Annotated in this window: 15 protein-coding genes; 7 read left to right on the top strand and 8 right to left on the bottom strand. The window is 53.5% G+C overall.

From position 1 onward, the window contains the following. Positions 1-44: 44 nt before the first annotated feature. Positions 45-242: a 50S ribosomal protein L35 gene (gene rpmI, locus EV12_RS05735; RefSeq protein WP_011129435.1), complete on the bottom strand. Its 198-nt coding sequence runs from the start codon at positions 240-242 to the stop codon at positions 45-47. Positions 243-333: 91 nt separating this feature from the next. Between rpmI and EV12_RS05740 the strand changes: the two genes are divergently transcribed. After that, on the top strand, positions 334-1,917 hold the full coding sequence (locus EV12_RS05740) for a SpoIID/LytB domain-containing protein (RefSeq protein WP_081939922.1): 1,584 nt from the start codon (positions 334-336) through the stop codon (positions 1,915-1,917). A gap of 24 nt (positions 1,918-1,941) precedes the next feature. Further along, the gene (locus tag EV12_RS05745) at positions 1,942-3,273 is read left to right on the top strand and encodes a glycosyltransferase (protein ID WP_036913169.1); all 1,332 of its coding nucleotides are present in this window, start codon (positions 1,942-1,944) and stop codon (positions 3,271-3,273) included. A 4-nt stretch (positions 3,274-3,277) separates the two neighbouring features. On the opposite strand, the gene EV12_RS05750 is transcribed toward EV12_RS05745, so the two are convergent. From EV12_RS05750 to tig, 5 genes are all read right to left on the bottom strand, one after another. Further along, complete coding sequence (locus tag EV12_RS05750) at positions 3,278-5,098, bottom strand: DNA polymerase III subunit gamma/tau (RefSeq protein ID WP_036913172.1); 1,821 nt, start codon at positions 5,096-5,098, stop codon at positions 3,278-3,280. Between the two features lie 23 nt (positions 5,099-5,121). Continuing rightward, positions 5,122-5,802, bottom strand: coding sequence for a lecithin retinol acyltransferase family protein (locus EV12_RS05755; RefSeq protein WP_036913175.1), 681 nt, complete (start codon positions 5,800-5,802; stop codon positions 5,122-5,124). Positions 5,803-5,806: 4 nt separating this feature from the next. Then, positions 5,807-7,165, bottom strand: coding sequence for an ATP-dependent protease ATP-binding subunit ClpX (gene clpX / locus EV12_RS05760; RefSeq protein WP_036913178.1), 1,359 nt, complete (start codon positions 7,163-7,165; stop codon positions 5,807-5,809). An 88-nt stretch (positions 7,166-7,253) separates the two neighbouring features. Then, complete coding sequence (clpP, locus tag EV12_RS05765; RefSeq protein ID WP_036913182.1) at positions 7,254-7,928, bottom strand: ATP-dependent Clp endopeptidase proteolytic subunit ClpP; 675 nt, start codon at positions 7,926-7,928, stop codon at positions 7,254-7,256. Positions 7,929-7,974: 46 nt separating this feature from the next. After that, positions 7,975-9,414 (bottom strand): trigger factor, encoded by a 1,440-nt coding sequence (tig, locus tag EV12_RS05770; RefSeq protein WP_036913185.1) that lies wholly within the window; start codon positions 9,412-9,414, stop codon positions 7,975-7,977. A gap of 173 nt (positions 9,415-9,587) precedes the next feature. Here tig and EV12_RS05775 point away from each other — a divergent pair, with 173 nt between their 5' ends. From EV12_RS05775 to EV12_RS05785, 3 genes are all read left to right on the top strand, one after another. Continuing rightward, positions 9,588-10,619: an aspartate-semialdehyde dehydrogenase gene (locus EV12_RS05775; RefSeq protein ID WP_036913187.1), complete on the top strand. Its 1,032-nt coding sequence runs from the start codon at positions 9,588-9,590 to the stop codon at positions 10,617-10,619. After that, positions 10,616-11,524: a 4-hydroxy-tetrahydrodipicolinate synthase gene (gene dapA, locus EV12_RS05780; protein WP_036913190.1), complete on the top strand. Its 909-nt coding sequence runs from the start codon at positions 10,616-10,618 to the stop codon at positions 11,522-11,524. The genes EV12_RS05775 and dapA overlap by 4 nt, the downstream gene beginning before the upstream one ends. 100 nt (positions 11,525-11,624) lie before the next feature. Continuing rightward, positions 11,625-13,628 (top strand): ribonuclease J, encoded by a 2,004-nt coding sequence (locus EV12_RS05785; RefSeq protein WP_036913192.1) that lies wholly within the window; start codon positions 11,625-11,627, stop codon positions 13,626-13,628. On the opposite strand, the gene EV12_RS05790 is transcribed toward EV12_RS05785, so the two are convergent. Together EV12_RS05790 and tilS are read right to left on the bottom strand one after the other, a co-directional pair. Next, positions 13,614-14,729: a hypothetical protein gene (locus EV12_RS05790; protein ID WP_036913195.1), complete on the bottom strand. Its 1,116-nt coding sequence runs from the start codon at positions 14,727-14,729 to the stop codon at positions 13,614-13,616. The genes EV12_RS05785 and EV12_RS05790 overlap by 15 nt on opposite strands. After that, complete coding sequence (tilS, locus tag EV12_RS05795) at positions 14,690-15,721, bottom strand: tRNA lysidine(34) synthetase TilS (protein ID WP_036913198.1); 1,032 nt, start codon at positions 15,719-15,721, stop codon at positions 14,690-14,692. Before tilS ends, EV12_RS05790 begins: the two co-directional genes overlap by 40 nt. A gap of 83 nt (positions 15,722-15,804) precedes the next feature. Between tilS and EV12_RS05800 the strand changes: the two genes are divergently transcribed. Both EV12_RS05800 and EV12_RS05805 read left to right on the top strand, forming a co-directional pair. Next, positions 15,805-16,581: a DUF561 domain-containing protein gene (locus EV12_RS05800; protein ID WP_036913200.1), complete on the top strand. Its 777-nt coding sequence runs from the start codon at positions 15,805-15,807 to the stop codon at positions 16,579-16,581. A 44-nt stretch (positions 16,582-16,625) separates the two neighbouring features. After that, entirely contained in the window at positions 16,626-17,045 is a 420-nt protein-coding gene (locus EV12_RS05805; RefSeq protein WP_193742165.1) for a phage holin family protein, read from the top strand. Positions 17,046-17,111 lie beyond the last annotated feature (66 nt).

A 17,111-nucleotide genomic window follows, 5' to 3' on the forward strand; every position in this document is an offset into this window, starting at 1 on the left:
ATCAGCTCAGCTTGTATAAGACCTGTTAGTTGAGCTTGTGATCTTTAGGCGTAAGGGAGCATCAGGCGCACATTCTCCGCATCACGTTCATCTACAACGGCTTTGGTGGCGAGATGGCGCTTTAATTTTGGGCTTTTGTGGTCTAACAAGTGATTGCGGAATGCACGACGGCGCATGAATTTGCCAGTGACGGTTGCCTTGAACCGCTTGGCAGCAGCTTTGCGGGTCTTGAGTTTAGGCATCTCTGACGGTCTGCGCACAAGCGACAACCTTACGATCAAGACCTGCCAGAAGCCAAATTCCGCATGATGGGTGTTTGCCTAGGGGGCAGCATTGGCCAAGACTTTTCATTGTTCGCTGATTCGCTCAAAGCAAGTCATTAGTGGCGCCCTGGTCTTGCTTGGTGTGTGCACGGTGGGCTGTGACGCCCAAGAGGTGATTCCACCAGTTGGTTCTGTTGGTATGTCTACTCATCAGGCGGTACAAGCTCCGCCGGTTCCTATTTCAGGTAGGTCTTTGTTGTGGGTGGCTTTGCAGCCTTATTTGGGCCAGGGCACGACGTCTAGTAGCTCAGCTCCATCATTACGTTTGGTCAGTGCTGGGCATCAGCCCTTATTGCTTAAAGATGCTCGCGGTGATGTGCAGCGGGCTCCAGTCATCACAATCACCTGGCGGTTGGTAGCTCTCGAAGAGCCCCTGCAGTTGTCACGTCAGGTGGCTGGTCCATTCGCCAGCTTCGAGTCGGCGGAGCAGGTTGCATCGCAGTGGCGAGAGCTGGGTGTTGCGGCCGTGGTGGCTCATCCAAGCGAATGGGAAGTGTGGGCGCCGCAAGGGGTAAAACCTCTCCCAGGAGTGGACATTCGTCTTTGGCAGGGCATCGTCTCTACAGCTGTGCAGCCTGTAATTCAGGGGGACAGTGGTGATCGCAGCTTGGTGGGTCCGGTTCAGATTGATGCTCCGGATGGCCTCAGTTGGAAGGGTGGGGTGTATTTGGGGCCGTTTCAACTGCAGGTTGATGCCTATGGAAGTTGGACTTTGGTGGAACATGTTCCTCTGGAGAGGTATCTGGAAGGAGTGGTGCCCCATGAGATTGGAGCGGGCGCTCCATCCGCAGCATTAGCTGCTCAGACGGTGTTGGCTAGGACCTGGGCGCTTGCCAATAGCCATCGGTTTGCCCTTGATGGATACCATCTGTGCAGTGATACTCAGTGCCAGGTTTACAGCGATCCAAGGCAGGCCAGTTTTGGAGTACGCCAGGCGATTGTGAGCACTGCTGGCAAGGTGTTGAGCTGGAAGGAGCAACCTATCAATGCTGTGTATCACGCCAGCAATGGTGGTGTGATGGCCGCTGGTTCTGAAGCTTGGGCCATGGAGTCTGTTCCATACCTAAGGGCTCAGTTGGATGGATCCGTTGGATGGGTAGATCGGTTCCTTTTGCCACTCACAGAGAGAGTTGTCGTGAAGTCATTGCTGGATGATGCCGATGGTGCTTATGGCAAGGGTCATCCCCGTTTTCGTTGGACCCGTACTTTGACTGCTGCACAGTTGCAACAAGCTTTGCGTTTGGTGGCGCCCAGCTTGTCAATGCCCCAGCGATTGACTGTTCTTGAACGGGGTCCAAGTGGTCGGGTCTTGTCTTTGGAGATAGGTGATGAAGGCAATCAGCCCCCTGTGGTGCTTCGATTAGACGGTATTCGGCGTCATTTGCGTCAGTTACCAAGCACTCTCTTCGTGGTTGAGGAAGTTGGTGTCGGAGTTTGGCAGCTTTCTGGCGGTGGTTTTGGCCATGGGGCTGGGCTTTCACAAGCCGGAGCAGTTGATCTGGCCCGTCGGGGCTGGACAACTGAACAGATTCTTAGTCATTACTACCCAGGAACGACCTATGGACCTTTGCCTGAGATGAAGGATGCCCCTTAGAGTCCCTGGACTTCGGGTCTATGCATGGCCGCCGCCGCTGTCATTGGGGATCATCGACGCGGCAAGACAGCCCTGTTTTTGATTGCTTGCGGTTGGGCTGGTGCCGCACCCCACCTTTGGATGGAAGCAGGTAGAAGTCTTTTGCCTGCAATTACGCTGGCTTTTGTCTTGGGAGGGTATGGCCTGCGCACGGTTTTGCGCGATCGGCAGCACTCGTCTGCCAATGCCAATGACATAGGACTTGAGCCCTCTGCTGATTATGTCTGGCCCAGCGTTGATGTTTTGGTTGCTGCCAGGGATGAGGAAGCTGTGGTTGATCGGTTGGCGGAACGTCTTGCCGGTCTGAACTATCCCAAGGGCAAGCTGACTACTTGGATTATTGATGATGGTAGTCAGGACCGAACGCCAGCTCTACTGGATGAGTTGCAGCAGCAGTTTCCTGCTCTAAACGTGATTCATCGTCCTTGTGGAGCAGGTGGCGGAAAGTCGGGAGCGCTTAATGCAGCACTCCAGCAGCTTCAGGGGGAATGGCTCTTGATTCTTGATGCTGATGCCCAGTTGCAGGATGACCTGCTCAAGCGTCTGGTGTTATTTGCCCAACAGGGTGGGTGGTCTGCTGTGCAGTTGCGTAAGGCGGTGATCAACTCTCAACACAATCTGCTCACCAGGGTTCAGGCGATGGAGATGGCTATGGATGCCTTGATTCAACAAGGACGCTTAGCAGGGCGAGGCGTGGTAGAGCTGCGTGGAAATGGCCAGTTGATTCAACGCTCCACGCTGGAGGCTTGTGGGGGATTCAATGAAAATACGGTCACAGATGATCTTGATCTGAGTTTCCGTTTGCTTACGGCTGGAGCTTTGGTCGGTATTGTCTGGAACCCTCCAGTGCAGGAGGAGGCTGTTGAGAGCTTGTCAGCTCTTTGGAGACAACGGCAACGTTGGGCCGAGGGTGGATTGCAGCGATTTTTTGACTACTGGCCAGTCTTGATGTCCAGCAAGTTAACTCTGGCTCAGCGTCGTGATTTGGCTTGTTTTTTCCTCCTTCAATACGCCCTTCCAGTGGTGTCTTGCGCTGATCTGTTCACCACACTGTTCACACGCACTATCCCAACCTATTGGCCCCTTTCGATCGTGGCCTTCAGCATTTCAGGTATGGCTTACTGGCGCGGTTGTAGGAGCATCAGTGATGGGCCTGCTTTGCCATCGCCAACCCCGTGGAATCTTGTGGTGGCGATTACTTATTTGTCTCACTGGTTTGTGGTAATCCCTTGGGTCACAGTACGGATGGCACTGTTCCCGAAGAGTTTGGTGTGGGCCAAGACCAGTCATCATGGCCAACAGCCTGTTCAGGCTTGAATGTTTAAAGGTCCACGTCCAGCACTTTGCCGTTGAAGAAGTCAGCTAGGCGCTTTGCTTTGCTGTCGATGGGTTCTAAAGAGGAAGTGGGCTGACTCGTAGGAGGATCCTCCTCTAGAGGCTTTTGCGCGTCTGTGATGGCGGCGCTGGTTGCAGGATCTGGGGGATAAGCGCCTGCAGATCTGGATTGAGCTTGTTGTGGTGGTGATGGTTCTGCAGTGGCAGAGGATGTGTTTGTTGTTGGTGCCGCAGCTGTTTTTTGTGGGATGGGAGTTTGTGTGGCACTTCCGCTTTGGCTTTCGAGAACAAGCTGTCTGGAATTTCCCAGGGCTTTTGCTATTGCTTGTTCCAGGAGGGTTGAACGGCTTTGCACCATTCCCATCCAGTTGCCGGCGACTTGAACCACGGCGCGATGGTCATCAAGGCGCACTAGCTGGGCTTGCTGAGAGAGCAACATGCGTGTGGAAGGTAACTCCAAACTGCCAAGTATTTGTTGCCATAACTCCTGCAGATTGCTGTTAGGGGTGCTCTGGGCTGGAGCTGGGGGTGGATCGGGTTCTGCGTTTGGGGTGATTGCTGAGACTGGATCGTGGGTCGTCGTTGATCCAGAAGGGGGTTGTTGGACTTGTGTTGTCGGGGTCAATGCGTTGGCAGTGATCGCCTGCGCAGCTGGTGTTGTTGGTTGAGCTGTTTTTGCTATTGGCACTGCGGCTACAGCTTCACCGGAAGGCGGTTCGGCAAGTAGACCCAGGAGCAGGACTTCAAGCCAGAGACGGGGTTGAACGCTGTGACGCAGCTGACTTTCGCTTCCTTTGAGTTGGACCTGCCATTGCAAAAGCTGATGACGACCTATTTGGTTGGCTAGGGGCGGCAATTGCTTGCGGAATTGCGGAGAAACACTTGTGAGTTCAGGGCGATCGGGTGCGGCAGTCATGAGTACCAAATCTCGCAACACCGCTGCCAGCCCTTGCAGAAGTGCACCTGGATCACGGCCTCGATTCAGCAGGTTTCGGCAGGTTTCCAATAAGCTAAGTGGATCGGCATGGGCCAAGGCTGCTGCTAGTTTCAGCAGCTCTTGCTCAGGCACGGCTCCCATCAATTCCCATACAGCTTCTGCTTTGATGGGCCCTGGAAGCAGGCTGAGCTGATCAAGCAGGCTTTCCGCATCTCGAAGCCCTCCCTGGGCTCGCTGGGCTACCACATGCAGGGCTTCTGGCTCAATCGGAATGGTTTCGCGAGTGGCGATCATCTCCAGGTGTTTTTCCAGGGCTTCCAGTGGAATCCGCCTGAAATCAAAACGCTGACAACGGCTGAGGATGGTCGGCAGCACTCGCTGTGGATCAGTTGTTGCTAGTACGAACACCACCCGTGGAGGTGGTTCTTCAAGGGTCTTCAGTAGGGCATTGAATGCGGCGGTTGAGAGCATGTGGCATTCGTCCACCACATACACCTTCCAGCGGGCTTGTACCGGGGCAAAGCGGGAGCGTTCGATCAGTTCGCGAATGTTGTCTACGCCGGTGTTGGAGGCGGCGTCGATTTCGATCACGTCTAGTGCTGTGCCGGCGGCAATGCTTTTGCAGAGCTCACAGTTTCCGCATGGCTCGGGTGTTGGCTGGTCGCAGTTCAAGCAGTTGAGTGATCGGGCCAGGATGCGAGCACTGGAGGTTTTACCAGTGCCTCGTGGACCGCTGAATAGATAGGCCGGTGCGATCCGGCTGGTGCGCAAGGCATGACTGAGGGTCGCGGCGATCGCGTCCTGTCCCACTAGGGCATCGAAGCGCTGTGGTCGATATTTGTGATGCAGCGGCTGGTAGGCCTGGCTCATGCGCTGCTGGCGGGATGCTGAGGTTACTCAGGCTTGGCTTTTGGTTCGTCGAGCAATGCAGTGATGCGGGCTTCTAGATCTTCTATTGCTGCTAGTTCATCGGCAAGGGTCTGACCTTTTAACAGCAAAGAACGGCTGCGGGAGTTGTGGTGATCGATCAAGTTGTTGTCTGGTTCGCCATGAAGCCATCCCTCTGCTTGCTCCAGTGTTGCTTCAAGTTTGTTGAGTAAGTTCACGCGCAGCCTTTTCAGTTGAGCTACTGCTTGCCTTGCACGTTCCCGTGAGGTTTCATCCACCAAGCCTCGCCGAAGGAGTAGTGATAACCCTGTTAGTAGGGCAGCAGGGATGATTTGACCTAGTGCCAGCGCTCCTAGGCTGCTGGTTTGCATCCAGTCTTCGACCTGGGTGCTTCGATGTCGCCCGGTTTTGCACCAGTTGGCAAAGTGCTCACAATTATTGAAAAGTAGGTTGTAGCGCTGCTCTCCAATGCGACTCATGGCTCGTCTCAGGGTCACTCCTGAGGGAGAGGCCTGGGTGTGATTCACCACGTTCACAGTTGCACCGCGAGAAAAGTCTTCAAGGGAGCTGCGCAGGATTGACCGACCTTCTAGATAGTGGGCCACGCTGCCATCTCCAAGATCAATTCCGTGATGCAAAAAAAGTCCGTGTTGGCGGGGCACCCTTAGGTGGTCAGCCGTCGCCACTGGATCAGGCTGATTCCTTATGCGATCGCTCGTCGTTGGCTGGTAGAGGCAGCACTTTGCCGCCGGTATGTTCATCAACCATCGTGCGGGTCACGGTGAATTTTTTTACGCTCTTCTTGGAGGGAAGGTCGTACATCAAATCCAGCATTAACTCTTCGATGATGCCTCGTAGTGCTCGGGCCCCGGTCTTGCGTCGATGTGCTTCCTGGGCGATAGCTTCTACGGCGTCTGATTCAAATTCAAGCTGGACGTTGTCCATGCTCAGCAGGGTGCTGAATTGCTTGACCAGTGCATCACGAGGCTCCGTGAGAATCGATTCGAGTGCTTGTGAATCAAGTGGTTCAAGCACTGCATTCACGGGAATGCGGCCAATGAATTCAGGGATCAAGCCATAACGCACGAGGTCGTCGGCTTCAAGGTGGTGAAGCACCTGTGAGGCCTGTAGATCACGATTGGCCCGGCTGCGCCCTCGACCATCGCTGGGCATAAAACCGATTGCATTACGGCCTAGTCGGCGTTGCACCACATCTTCGAGGCCAATGAAGGCACCACCGCAGATGAAGAGGATCTGGCTGGTGTCGATTTGGATGCAGTCTTGATAAGGGTGTTTACGCCCTCCTTGCGGCGGCACGTTGGCAACTGTGCCTTCGAGCATCTTTAGCAGGGCTTGCTGTACTCCTTCACCGGATACGTCGCGGGTAATGGAGGAGTTTTCACTTTTTCGGGCGATCTTATCGATTTCATCGATGTAAATGATGCCGCGCTGGGCATGCTCCACGTCCATGTCGGCCTTTTGCAATAGCCGCAGCAGAATGTTTTCGACATCCTCGCCCACGTAGCCGGCTTCGGTCAGTGTGGTTGCATCAGCAACAGCGAAGGGCACGTCCAGGAGTTCGGCCAGGGTCTGGGCTAATAGGGTTTTGCCACAGCCTGTTGGACCGATGAGCAGGATGTTTGACTTGTGGAGCCTGGTTGCAGAGAGATCGGTTTCGCCTTGGCCGTCACCTTGCCAAGCCAGGCGTTTGTAGTGGTTATAGACGGCGACTGAAAGTACTTTTTTGGCAGCTTCTTGCCCCACCACTTGCTTATCTAGGAAGCTTTTGATCTCCTGAGGTTTGGGTATGGTGGCGAGTGTGGGTGCTGGCTTTCCACTTTTATGGGAAGCAGTTGCAGACTTGCGATTGGACTCGCTGCTGTGACGTGGGTTGCCTTGGCTATCGAGAAGCTCTTCATCCAGGATCTCGGTACAGAGATCGATGCATTCGTCGCAGATGTAGACACCTGGCCCGGCAATCAATTTGCGTACTTGGTCCTGAGACTTGCCGCAGAAAGAGCACTTTAGATGGGCGTCGAATTTGGCCATCGGGTTGTGATCACTTCAAACGGGCAGACAGGATCTGACGAATGTTGGCCAGCCTGAACGCTCAGGATCGTGTCAGATCAGGGTTGCGTCACCCTTCCGTAACGATTCCTCCGCCTGTGAGGCTATCCACAACCCGATCGATCAGTCCGTATTCAACCGCTTTTGATGGGGAAAGGAAGTGGTCGCGATCAGTGTCTTCAGCGATTTTGTTGAGGGGTTGGCCAGTGTGCTCGGCTAGAAGGCCGTTGAGGGTTTCTTTTAAGAAGAGAATCTCCTTGGCCTGGATTTCGATGTCTACTGCCTGGCCCTGAGCACCACCCAGTGGCTGATGAATCATGATCCGTGCATTGGGTAGTGCCAGTCGCTTGCCTTTGGTACCTCCGCAGAGAAGGAAAGCCCCCATGCTGGCAGCAAGGCCATAACAGATGGTCACGACGTCTGGAGCGACCTGTTGCATGGTGTCATAGATAGCCAAACCAGCGGTCACTGAACCACCTGGGGAGTTGATATAGATCTGGATGTCTTTTTCGGGATCTTCGGCTTCAAGGAAGAGCATTTGAGCGACGAGGGCATCTGCCACTTGATCGTCGACACCAGTGCCAAGAAAGATGATTCGCTCACGTAGCAAGCGCGAGTAAATGTCGAATGCGCGTTCGCCTCGGCCAGACTGTTCCACCACTGTGGGCAGGATCCCTGGTGATGAGACAGGACGAATGCCTTGCCAGTGATTGTGGATGGGGTGGTAGCAGCAGGAATCGATCACTCGCTTGGGCTTTAGGGGAGCACTTCTATCAATCTATTGGTGCCATTCAGGACTTGGTTTTGTCCGAGGCAGGTTTTTCAGTCTTGGCTTTGTTGGTCTTGGTTTTTGTGGATTTAGTTTTGCTGCCTTTGGATTTTGCAGCGGGCTTACTGATTTTTGCCTCGCTTTCAAGCACCTTTTCGGTCATGGTGCTGTTGTCTTCGAGCCAGTCCAGCAATTTGTCTTTGAGCAAGTCGTCGCTAACGGCTTGACGCAACCTTGCCGGGTCAATATCGCGTTCGCCAGAAAGATCGCGGCTTACTTCCTTGACCTTGGCGTTGATTTCACTTTCTTCTATTTTGAGATCTTCGCTTTCAGCTAGTGCAGTGAGGGCAAGACTGCGACGTAGGCGCTCTTCGGCCTCTGGGCGTGATGATTCCATCAAGGAACGCACAAGCTCTGGGGTGAACATGGATTTCACGTCCATCCCCTGTTGGGCGAATTGACTGGCAGTTTGTTCAACAAGGTTGCGTATCTCTTGCTGCACAAGGGTGTTTGGTAGATCTACTTCCAGCTGCTCAGTTAATGCTTCCAGCAGTGCGTCGTGCCGATTGCTGCGATCACGACGCTTTGCATCTTCCTTAAGACGTTGTTCTAGATCGTTGCGAAGTTCCTCCAGAGTTGCTTTGTCACTGGATTGCTGGGCGAAGGCATCGTCAAGATCAGGTAACTCGCGGGTTTTGAGCTCTTTGAGGTTGATCACAAAGCTGGCTTTACGGCCGCGAGCATCCTCTTTCGAGTAATCGTCTGGGAAGTGGCAATCAACAGTTTTCTCATCGCCCAAGCTCATACCGATAATCCCTTCCACGAAGCCGGGGATCATCTGTCCATCTTCAAGATCGACATCCATGGACTCACTACTTCCGCCTTCGATTGCGCTGCCGTCGTCGTCGTAGGTGCCGCTGAAACTAACCACAGCGATATCGCCGATTGCTGCTGGGCGACTTTCGACGGGTACAAGGGTTGCTAGTTGTTTGCGGGATTGTTCGATCAGTTCATCGACCTTGCTGGGATCGAAAGTCACCACTTCTGCTTCGGCTTGGAGCCCTTTGGTGGCCTTAAGTTTTGGGGTTGGGGTGACGTCTGTCTCAAGGGTGAGGCTCAGTGCCTCGCCGGGTTGAAAGCTTTCCAGAAGAGCGTCAAAACCGCCACTGAGTTCGGGTTCGCAAAGTGGCTCGATTGATTCTTGTTCGAGGACTTCACGCCAGACAGCATCGACGAGCGATTCTAAGGCTGTTGCACGGATCCTTACCAGGCCGATCTGTTGCAGCAGAACGGCACGCGGCACCTTCCCCTTGCGGAAGCCTGGAAGATTGATGGTGCGGCTTAAGCGGGTTACAGCGGCCTCATAGTTGGCCTGGCAGCGCTCTGCTGGTACCGCTACTTCTACAGCAAGCCGGCTATTGGGTTTCTGCGTGGTTTTGACCTGTAGTGCTGTGGCACTCATGGACGGACTACTGCGAGCAGATGACCACCCTAAGAAAGCGCCAGTTCATCTCTCAACACGTATTGTGGTCTCAACGTCTTGCCTGATTGAGGCTGTAGGGCTTTATCCCAGTTGGGTTCAATTTTTTATTGAGATCGAACCCCTGAACTCAGTCAATAACCTGATCTCACCGCTTGCTTCCCATATCGTTTCTTCCCGATCGTCCCCTCACAGTTGCTGTGCTTGGCGCCAGTGGTGCAGTGGGTCAGGAGCTACTGCAGCTGCTGCAGGAACGCTCGTTTCCCATTAGTGAGTTGCGCTTATTGGCATCTGCGCGTTCTGCGGGCCATGTTCAACCTTGGAATGGCTCCAGCCTCGTCGTTCAGGAGGTGAGCGAAGCTGCTTTTGAGGGGGTTGATTTGGTGCTGGCCTCAGCTGGTGGATCCGTATCGCGTCAGTGGCGGCAGGTGATCAACTCAGCCGGTGCGCTGATGATTGACAACTCCAGTGCCTTCAGGATGGATACCGATGTGCCACTCGTGGTGCCTGAGGTTAATCCTGAGGCGGTTGCAGAGCATCAGGGGGTGATTGCAAATCCGAATTGCACCACGATTTTGTTAACTCTGGTGCTGGCACCTTTGGCCGCAAGACGTGCTTTGCGTCGCGTTGTTGTCAGCACTTATCAGTCGGCGAGTGGTGCAGGTGCACGCGCTATGGAGGAGCTCAAGCAGCTCAGTCAGGTTGTTTTAGCGGGCGACACGCCTTGTAGTGAAGTGCTTCCTCATTCCCTTGCCTTCAACTTGTTCCTGCACAACTCTCCATTGATGGCCAATAGCTATTGCGAGGAGGAAATGAAGATGGTCAATGAAACGCGCAAAATTATGGGCCTTCCTGATTTGCGCTTTACCGCAACTTGTGTTCGGGTGCCTGTACTTAGAGCCCATTCGGAGGCTGTGAATATTGAGTTTGAGGAGCCTTTTCCAGTGGAAGAAGCTCGCCAATTGTTGAAGGCGGCAGCGGGGCTCGAGTTAATCGAAGATTTTGAGCAGAATCGCTTTCCCATGCCTACCGATGTCACTGATCGCGATCCGGTTGCGGTGGGTCGCATTCGGCAGGACATCAGTGATCCCAATGCTCTCGAGCTTTGGCTATGCGGGGATCAGATCCGTAAAGGTGCCGCTCTGAATGCGATCCAAATTGCAGAATTGTTGTTGTCGTCATCATGAGCTCTGCTGCTGAGTTGTCTCCCACTCCTTTTGGCCGTTTGCTGACGGCGATGGTCACACCTTTTGACGTTGATGGATGCGTTGATCTGGCTTTGGCTGGTCGTCTTGCTCGCTATCTCGTGGATGAGGGATCTGATGGGCTGGTTGTCTGCGGCACGACTGGGGAATCGCCAACTCTTAGCTGGCAGGAGCAGCATCAATTGCTTGGGGTGGTCCGTCAGGCAGTGGGGCCAGGCGTGAAGGTTCTTGCCGGTACTGGTAGCAATAGCACCGCTGAGGCGATAGAGGCCACTACTCAGGCAGCTGCGATGGGTGCTGATGGGGCATTGGTGGTTGTTCCTTATTACAACAAGCCTCCGCAGGAAGGTCTTGAAGCCCATTTCAGGGCTATTGCCCAGGCTGCCCCTGAGTTGCCGCTGATGCTCTACAACATTCCAGGGCGGACTGGCTGTTCGCTTGCTCCAGCAACAGTTGCAAGGTTGATGGAATGTCCGAATGTGGTGAGTTTCAAAGCCGCCAGTGGCACCACTGATGAGGTGACGCAGTTGAGGTTGCAGTGTGGTTCAAAACTGGCTGTTTACAGCGGCGACGATGGCTTGCTTTTGCCCATGTTGTCGGTGGGGGCTGTCGGGGTAGTGAGTGTCGCAAGTCACCTTGTAGGTCGTCGGCTGAAGGCGATGATTGAGGCCTATCTCAATGGTCAGGGTGCTCTTGCCCTCAGTTATCACGAGCAGTTGCAACCTTTGTTCAAGGCTCTATTTGTCACCACCAATCCGATTCCTGTGAAAGCAGCCCTCGAGCTCAGCGGTTGGCCCGTCGGATCCCCCCGCCTCCCTTTGCCTCCTCTTGATCCCGTTATGCGAGATGCTCTTTCAAATACCTTGACTGCCTTGTGTCAGACCTGACGCCACGGCTGTTTCTCAGATTGATTGCTTGACGCCTTAGCTTTTCGCCATGAGCGCTTGCTTCATTTCAGTCCCCAAATAGTTTTCGTACGCTTTTGTTATGACGTCTAGTTCCTCCAGTTCCACAGCCACCTCTTCTAGAGCCGGTAAAGCTAAAGAGCCCTGCTTACGTGTGATTCCCCTTGGTGGGCTTCATGAGATTGGCAAGAACACCTGCGTGTTCGAGTACGGCGACGACATCATGTTGGTGGATGCTGGCCTGGCATTTCCCAGTGATGGCATGCATGGCGTCAATGTGGTGATGCCAGATACCAGTTATCTACGCGAGAACCAACAGCGCATCCGCGGCATGATCGTGACCCATGGTCATGAAGATCATATTGGTGGGATTCCTCATCACCTCAAGCACTTCAATATTCCAGTGATCTATGGCCCGCGTCTGGCCATGTCAATGCTCCAGGGAAAGATGGAAGAGGCTGGTGTTACAGATCGCACCACGATCCAGACCGTGAGTCCACGGGATGTTGTCAAGGTTGGACAACACTTTTCGGTGGAATTCATCCGCAATACCCACTCGATGGCAGATAGCTTTTCGCTTGCCATCACGACTCCTGTCGGCTCGGTGATCTTCACCGGAGACTTCAAGTTTGACCATACTCCTGTTGATGGCGAAAATTTTGATATGGCTCGCCTTGCACATCACGGCGAGCAAGGTGTTTTGTGTTTGTTCAGTGATTCAACCAATGCTGAGGTGCCTGGTTTCTGCCCACCTGAACGTTCGGTATTTCCTGCTTTAGATCGTCATATTGCTCAAGCTGAAGGTCGAGTGATTATTACGACTTTTGCGAGCTCCATTCACCGCGTCTCAATGATTTTGGAGCTGGCCTTAAAGAATGGCCGCAAAGTTGGTTTGCTTGGGCGATCGATGCTCAATGTGATCGCTAAGGCGCGTGAACTCGGCTATATGCGTGCTCCAGATGATCTTTTCGTACCGATCAAACAGATTCGTGACATGCCTGATCGCGAGACTCTGTTGTTGATGACAGGAAGTCAGGGCGAGCCGTTGGCTGCTTTAAGTCGCATCTCACGCGGTGAGCATCAACATGTGCAGGTCAAGAACTCTGACACGATTATCTTTTCGGCGAGTCCGATTCCGGGTAACACGATCTCAGTTGTGAATACCATCGACCGCTTGATGATGCTGGGAGCCAAGGTGGTCTATGGCAAGGGAGAGGGTATCCATGTGTCTGGGCATGGCTTCCAGGAGGATCACAAGTTGATGTTGGCTTTAACAAAGCCAAAGTTTTTTGTGCCTGTCCATGGTGAGCATCGCATGCTTATTTGCCACAGCAAGACTGCTCAGTCGATGGGCGTAGCCAGCGACAACATTTTGATTCTTGATAATGGTGATGTGGTTCAACTTTCACCTGATTCGATTAGTAAAGGAGACTCAGTAAAGGCAGGAATTGAACTTCTCGATGCTTCTCGCAATGGCATTGTTGATGCTCGTGTTTTGAAAGAGCGCCAGCAACTTGCTGAAGATGGTGTTGTCACTGTGCTGGCTGCAATCAGTACCGATGGAGTGATGGTTGCACCGCCAAGAGTGAACTTACGAGGTGTCGTGACAGCTGCTGATCCCCGCAAGATGTCGCTCTGGACTGAACGGGAAATAAGCTGGGTGTTGGAAAACCGCTGGAAGCAGTTTTCTCGTCAAACGGATGGCAAAGCTCCTGAAGTGGATTGGATGGGTTTGCAGCGAGAAGTGGAAGTGGGCTTGGGTCGTCGTATGCGTCGTGAGTTGCAAGTTGAGCCATTGCTTCTGTGCCTAGTTCAGCCGGCACCAGGAGGAACACCTGCTTATAAGGGAATGGCTGATGCTGAACCTGAGGATCGATCGGTGACCCGCATTCGTGGTGATCGTGATCTGGCTAGTAACGGACGCCGAACTCCAGCTGCGGCTCCTGTAAAGGTTGCGGCAGCTGTGTCAGCATCGTCGACTACGACGACGGTTTCTGATACAGCCAATGTGAAGACTCAAGCTGAACCTGAGTCGGCAGAGGAGCCTTCCGGTCGCACACGCCGCCGTCGCTCAGCGGCGGCTTAAGACCATCCAGAAGTTTTCGAGGCGAGCTTTCAGCGTTGTTGATGTTCGCTTCTTTGACTTCGATGGACTGGTCTCATGCTTTGTAAGGCTAGGGGCAGGGGGCATGATCACGCGCAACAATGAATCATTTAGGAGGTCATTGGTTGATGCTTGTGAGATGGCCTCTGGGGGGACTCTTGCTTCCTTGACAGTGTCTTGATTTGGTTTTGTGATTGGGTTTGGGGCTGATTTTGCTTTTGGCCTGATTTCTATTTCGGTTTCTGTATTGAGATCTGATTTTATTTCTAGGGCTTTCGTTGTTGTCGACGGCGCTTTTTTCGCATGAACATTTTGTTGAAGATCAGCCTGTTGTGAATGGTTCTTCTGCTTAGATATCTGTTCAGGCTTCATCTTATCTGTCATCAGTGTTGAGTCTAGTTTGGCTGTAGATTTAGAATGATCTGCTTTTGTGGCTGCAGTTTGTGCGGCTGGAAATAGAAAGGGATCACGAATCAGATCATCCAAGGGCTTTGAAAGGTTATTGCTCAATTTCCTTATCTCTTGTGGAGTTGCCTGCTGATCAGATTGAGGTTGTTTGGCTTCTCTCACCTCGCCCATCTTTGGCGTGTCTGCAGACAGGAAGGGATCGCGAATCAGGCCTGGCAGAGGTTCCGTCACCTCAGCTCTTGGAGCCAGCTGCTTTTGTTCTGAGGGTTGTTTAAGCGCAGTTCTTTGAGGAGGCTCTTCTTGCTTGGCAGGCTCCCGTTGCAATTCGCCTTGGCATCGTTCCAGGCCTTGTTCGGCGAGTTCCTTCAAAGTCTCTTGTGGTTGGCTATCTAGAACAAGGCTGTAATGGTGTTTGGCTTGCTGGATATCGTTCATTCCGTAGAGCTGAATGTGGCCCATCAGTAGAGCCACAAAGGCCTGCCAGGCCAGCATTGCTTCCTGTTCAGGCCATCTACGCTGCAGCTCTAGTTGGCGAAGCAGGCTTTCGCAGATTGATTGAGCTGCCTCGAAATTTCCTGTTCCATAGGCCTTCTCGGCAGCGAGGTATTGCTGTTGGAAGTCGCCGTCCACAGGAGTCAGTCGTGATGTTCTAGTTGTACCGATTTTTTCTGCCATTGGACTGTCCAGCCCTGCGCGAGCTGTAGAGATCCAGGTGGTTTTCCGGGGCCAATGCTGTGGCTGATCTGTTCAAGTTGGACTGCTGGCAGGCTTGGTGCTCCTGATTGCTTCAGCCAACAGGCCAAAAGAGTTGTTCTTGCTGTGATCGGTAGTTGGGCTAGGTCCTGTCGGCAGAGGCCGTTTTGAGTGCTCAGACTGTTTAAGGCCAGGATGGCGATGGCTTGCTGGTCAGTGTGGTGATGGTTGAGCCTTTCGGCGAGAGCGGCCATGCGCAGGCTGCAGCCCGGATGGAGAGATTCCAGTACTGGTAGCACTTCTTGGCGGACTCGGTTGCGGCTGAAGTCTGGATTGGAATTGGCAGGATCAAGCCAGATAGGTAAGGACAGATCGCTGCAGATCTGGGCGGTGTCCTCACGCGAGAATCCCAACAAAGGGCGTATGAGCTGCACGTTTTTGTGAGGATTGTCTTTGCTGATGGGCCTGCATTGGCGCATGCTGCTCAGTCCCGCGAGGTCCGTACCACGGGCAAGGTTGAGCAGCAAGGTTTCAGCTCGATCCGAACTGGTGTGGCCTGTGAGCACATACCGGCATGGATGGTTTGGGTTGTTGGATGACAAACGTTCTGTGTGAAGCGTCAGTTGTTCATATCGCCAATGTCGCGCTGTGGCTTCGTTGTTGGTTTGTCCAGGTTTGGCTTGATCAGACCAGAAGCTCAAGTTGTGTGCTTCACACCAATCCTTGAGTTCAGTTGCGATCGTTGCTGATTTGTTGTGCCATCCATGATCGCCATGCCAAACCTCTAAAGACCAGCCATGTTTTCGTTGGAGATCGATCAATAGGCCGAGCAGGGCCATCGAATCTTGACCACCGGAGACAGAGATCAAGAGTGAGACTTCTGCTGGCAGTAGATCTGGATTCGCTAGCAGTTTGTGATGGAGACGCGCGTGCCAGGGGCTCCAGGGCAGCTGCGCTGAGCTGGATGAGGCCATGGCGCAGTGGTCATTCAGCTGAGGCCAGTCTGCCGTGCAGGAGCCCGGCAAATGGGAGTATGGATCTACAGATAGTTGATTAAATGACACGCCTCGCTCAGTTGCCAACAGCCTTGCGTCAGCGTCTCGAGCAGCGCTCGGCCCTCAAGGTGATCGCTGGTTTGATGAATTTCGAGGCCCTCTCGGTGGCGCAGGTGGCGCGGGCTGCTGGCCACGGTGGCGCTGATCTGATTGATGTGGCTTGTGATCCTGAGCTGGTGCAACTGGCGATCCGGGAATCCGCTGGAGTTCCGGTTTGTGTGTCAGCGGTGGAGCCTGAGCTGTTCCCCGCCGCTGTTGCAGCTGGTGCTGCCATGGTGGAAATCGGAAATTTCGATGCTTTTTATCCTCAGGGCCGGATCTTTGGTGCCGCCGAAGTATTTGAACTGACTCGTTTAACCAGGGCGTTGTTGCCTGAGGTGGTGTTGAGCGTGACCGTGCCCCATATGTTGCAGATGGATCAGCAGGAGCAACTGGCAGTGGATCTAGTGGCTGCCGGTGCCGATCTGATTCAGACGGAGGGCGGCACTAGCGCTAAGCCATTTAGTGCTGGAAGCCTTGGCTTGATTGAGAAAGCTGCTCCCACTTTGGCCGCTGTTCACAGCATTTCTACAGCACTCAAGGCTGCTGATTTGGCAGTGCCTGTGCTTGGTGCTTCTGGTTTATCGGCAGTGACGGTGCCCATGGCAATTGCTGCTGGTGCCGCTGGTGTAGGTGTTGGATCGGCGGTGAACCGTCTCAATGATGAGCTGGCGATGATTGCTGTTGTGCGGGGCTTGCGTGAAGCTCTCAGCACGCCCAAATCGACAGTGATTCACTAACGTGAATCACTGTCTAGTCAGCTGCTTTGCGTAGGTTGTTTTAAATGCTGGGATCGCTCGGCTGGTTGCTGCAATGGCCCATTCGGGCCCTTATTTTGTTGTTGGTTGCTGCGTTGCCCCTTGGCATTGAGATGGCCAATTTCAGCACAGCTTTTTGGTCGGCCGTGATGATTGGCCTCTTGGGCACGTTGTTGATCGTGCCTCTCAAGTTGCTGTTGGGTCCATTCTGGGCACTCACGTCCTTGGGGGGGCTGATCTGGCCAGTGTCGTTTTTGTTCAACTGGTTGATCACGATCCTTTTATTTGCTCTGGCAGCTTGGCTGATTAATGGTTTTCATCTCAAGAACGGTTTGCTTAGTGCCATCTGCGGCGCTGTCTTTTACAGCATTGTGAGCACGATCGTGTTGCGATCTCTCGGCATCGCTGATGTTGAGTTCACTAGAGCTGCTTTGCTTTCAGCCTGAGAGTTCCAGGCATTGCTTAGTAGCTCATCAGGCTTGGAGGAAGTCTGGAATAGCTCGTTCATGGCA

Origin of the sequence: Prochlorococcus sp. MIT 0701, from assembly GCF_000760295.1 — a bacterium.
Classification (GTDB): Bacteria; Cyanobacteriota; Cyanobacteriia; order PCC-6307; family Cyanobiaceae; genus Prochlorococcus.

Excerpts from the sequence above, each read along its gene's own strand:
- rpmI (WP_011129435.1), bottom strand. The coding sequence starts at position 242 with ATGCCTAAACTCAAGACCCGCAAAGCTGCTGCCAAGCGGTTCAAGGCA.
- EV12_RS05745 (WP_036913169.1), top strand. The coding sequence starts at position 1,942 with ATGGCCGCCGCCGCTGTCATTGGGGATCATCGACGCGGCAAGACAGCC.
- EV12_RS05750 (WP_036913172.1), bottom strand. The coding sequence starts at position 5,098 with ATGAGCCAGGCCTACCAGCCGCTGCATCACAAATATCGACCACAGCGC.
- clpX (WP_036913178.1), bottom strand. The coding sequence starts at position 7,165 with ATGGCCAAATTCGACGCCCATCTAAAGTGCTCTTTCTGCGGCAAGTCT.
- tig (WP_036913185.1), bottom strand. The coding sequence starts at position 9,414 with ATGAGTGCCACAGCACTACAGGTCAAAACCACGCAGAAACCCAATAGC.
- dapA (WP_036913190.1), top strand. The coding sequence starts at position 10,616 with ATGAGCTCTGCTGCTGAGTTGTCTCCCACTCCTTTTGGCCGTTTGCTG.
- EV12_RS05785 (WP_036913192.1), top strand. The coding sequence starts at position 11,625 with ATGACGTCTAGTTCCTCCAGTTCCACAGCCACCTCTTCTAGAGCCGGT.
- EV12_RS05790 (WP_036913195.1), bottom strand. The coding sequence starts at position 14,729 with ATGGCAGAAAAAATCGGTACAACTAGAACATCACGACTGACTCCTGTG.
- tilS (WP_036913198.1), bottom strand. The coding sequence starts at position 15,721 with ATGGCCTCATCCAGCTCAGCGCAGCTGCCCTGGAGCCCCTGGCACGCG.
- EV12_RS05800 (WP_036913200.1), top strand. The coding sequence starts at position 15,805 with ATGACACGCCTCGCTCAGTTGCCAACAGCCTTGCGTCAGCGTCTCGAG.
- EV12_RS05805 (WP_193742165.1), top strand. The coding sequence starts at position 16,626 with ATGCTGGGATCGCTCGGCTGGTTGCTGCAATGGCCCATTCGGGCCCTT.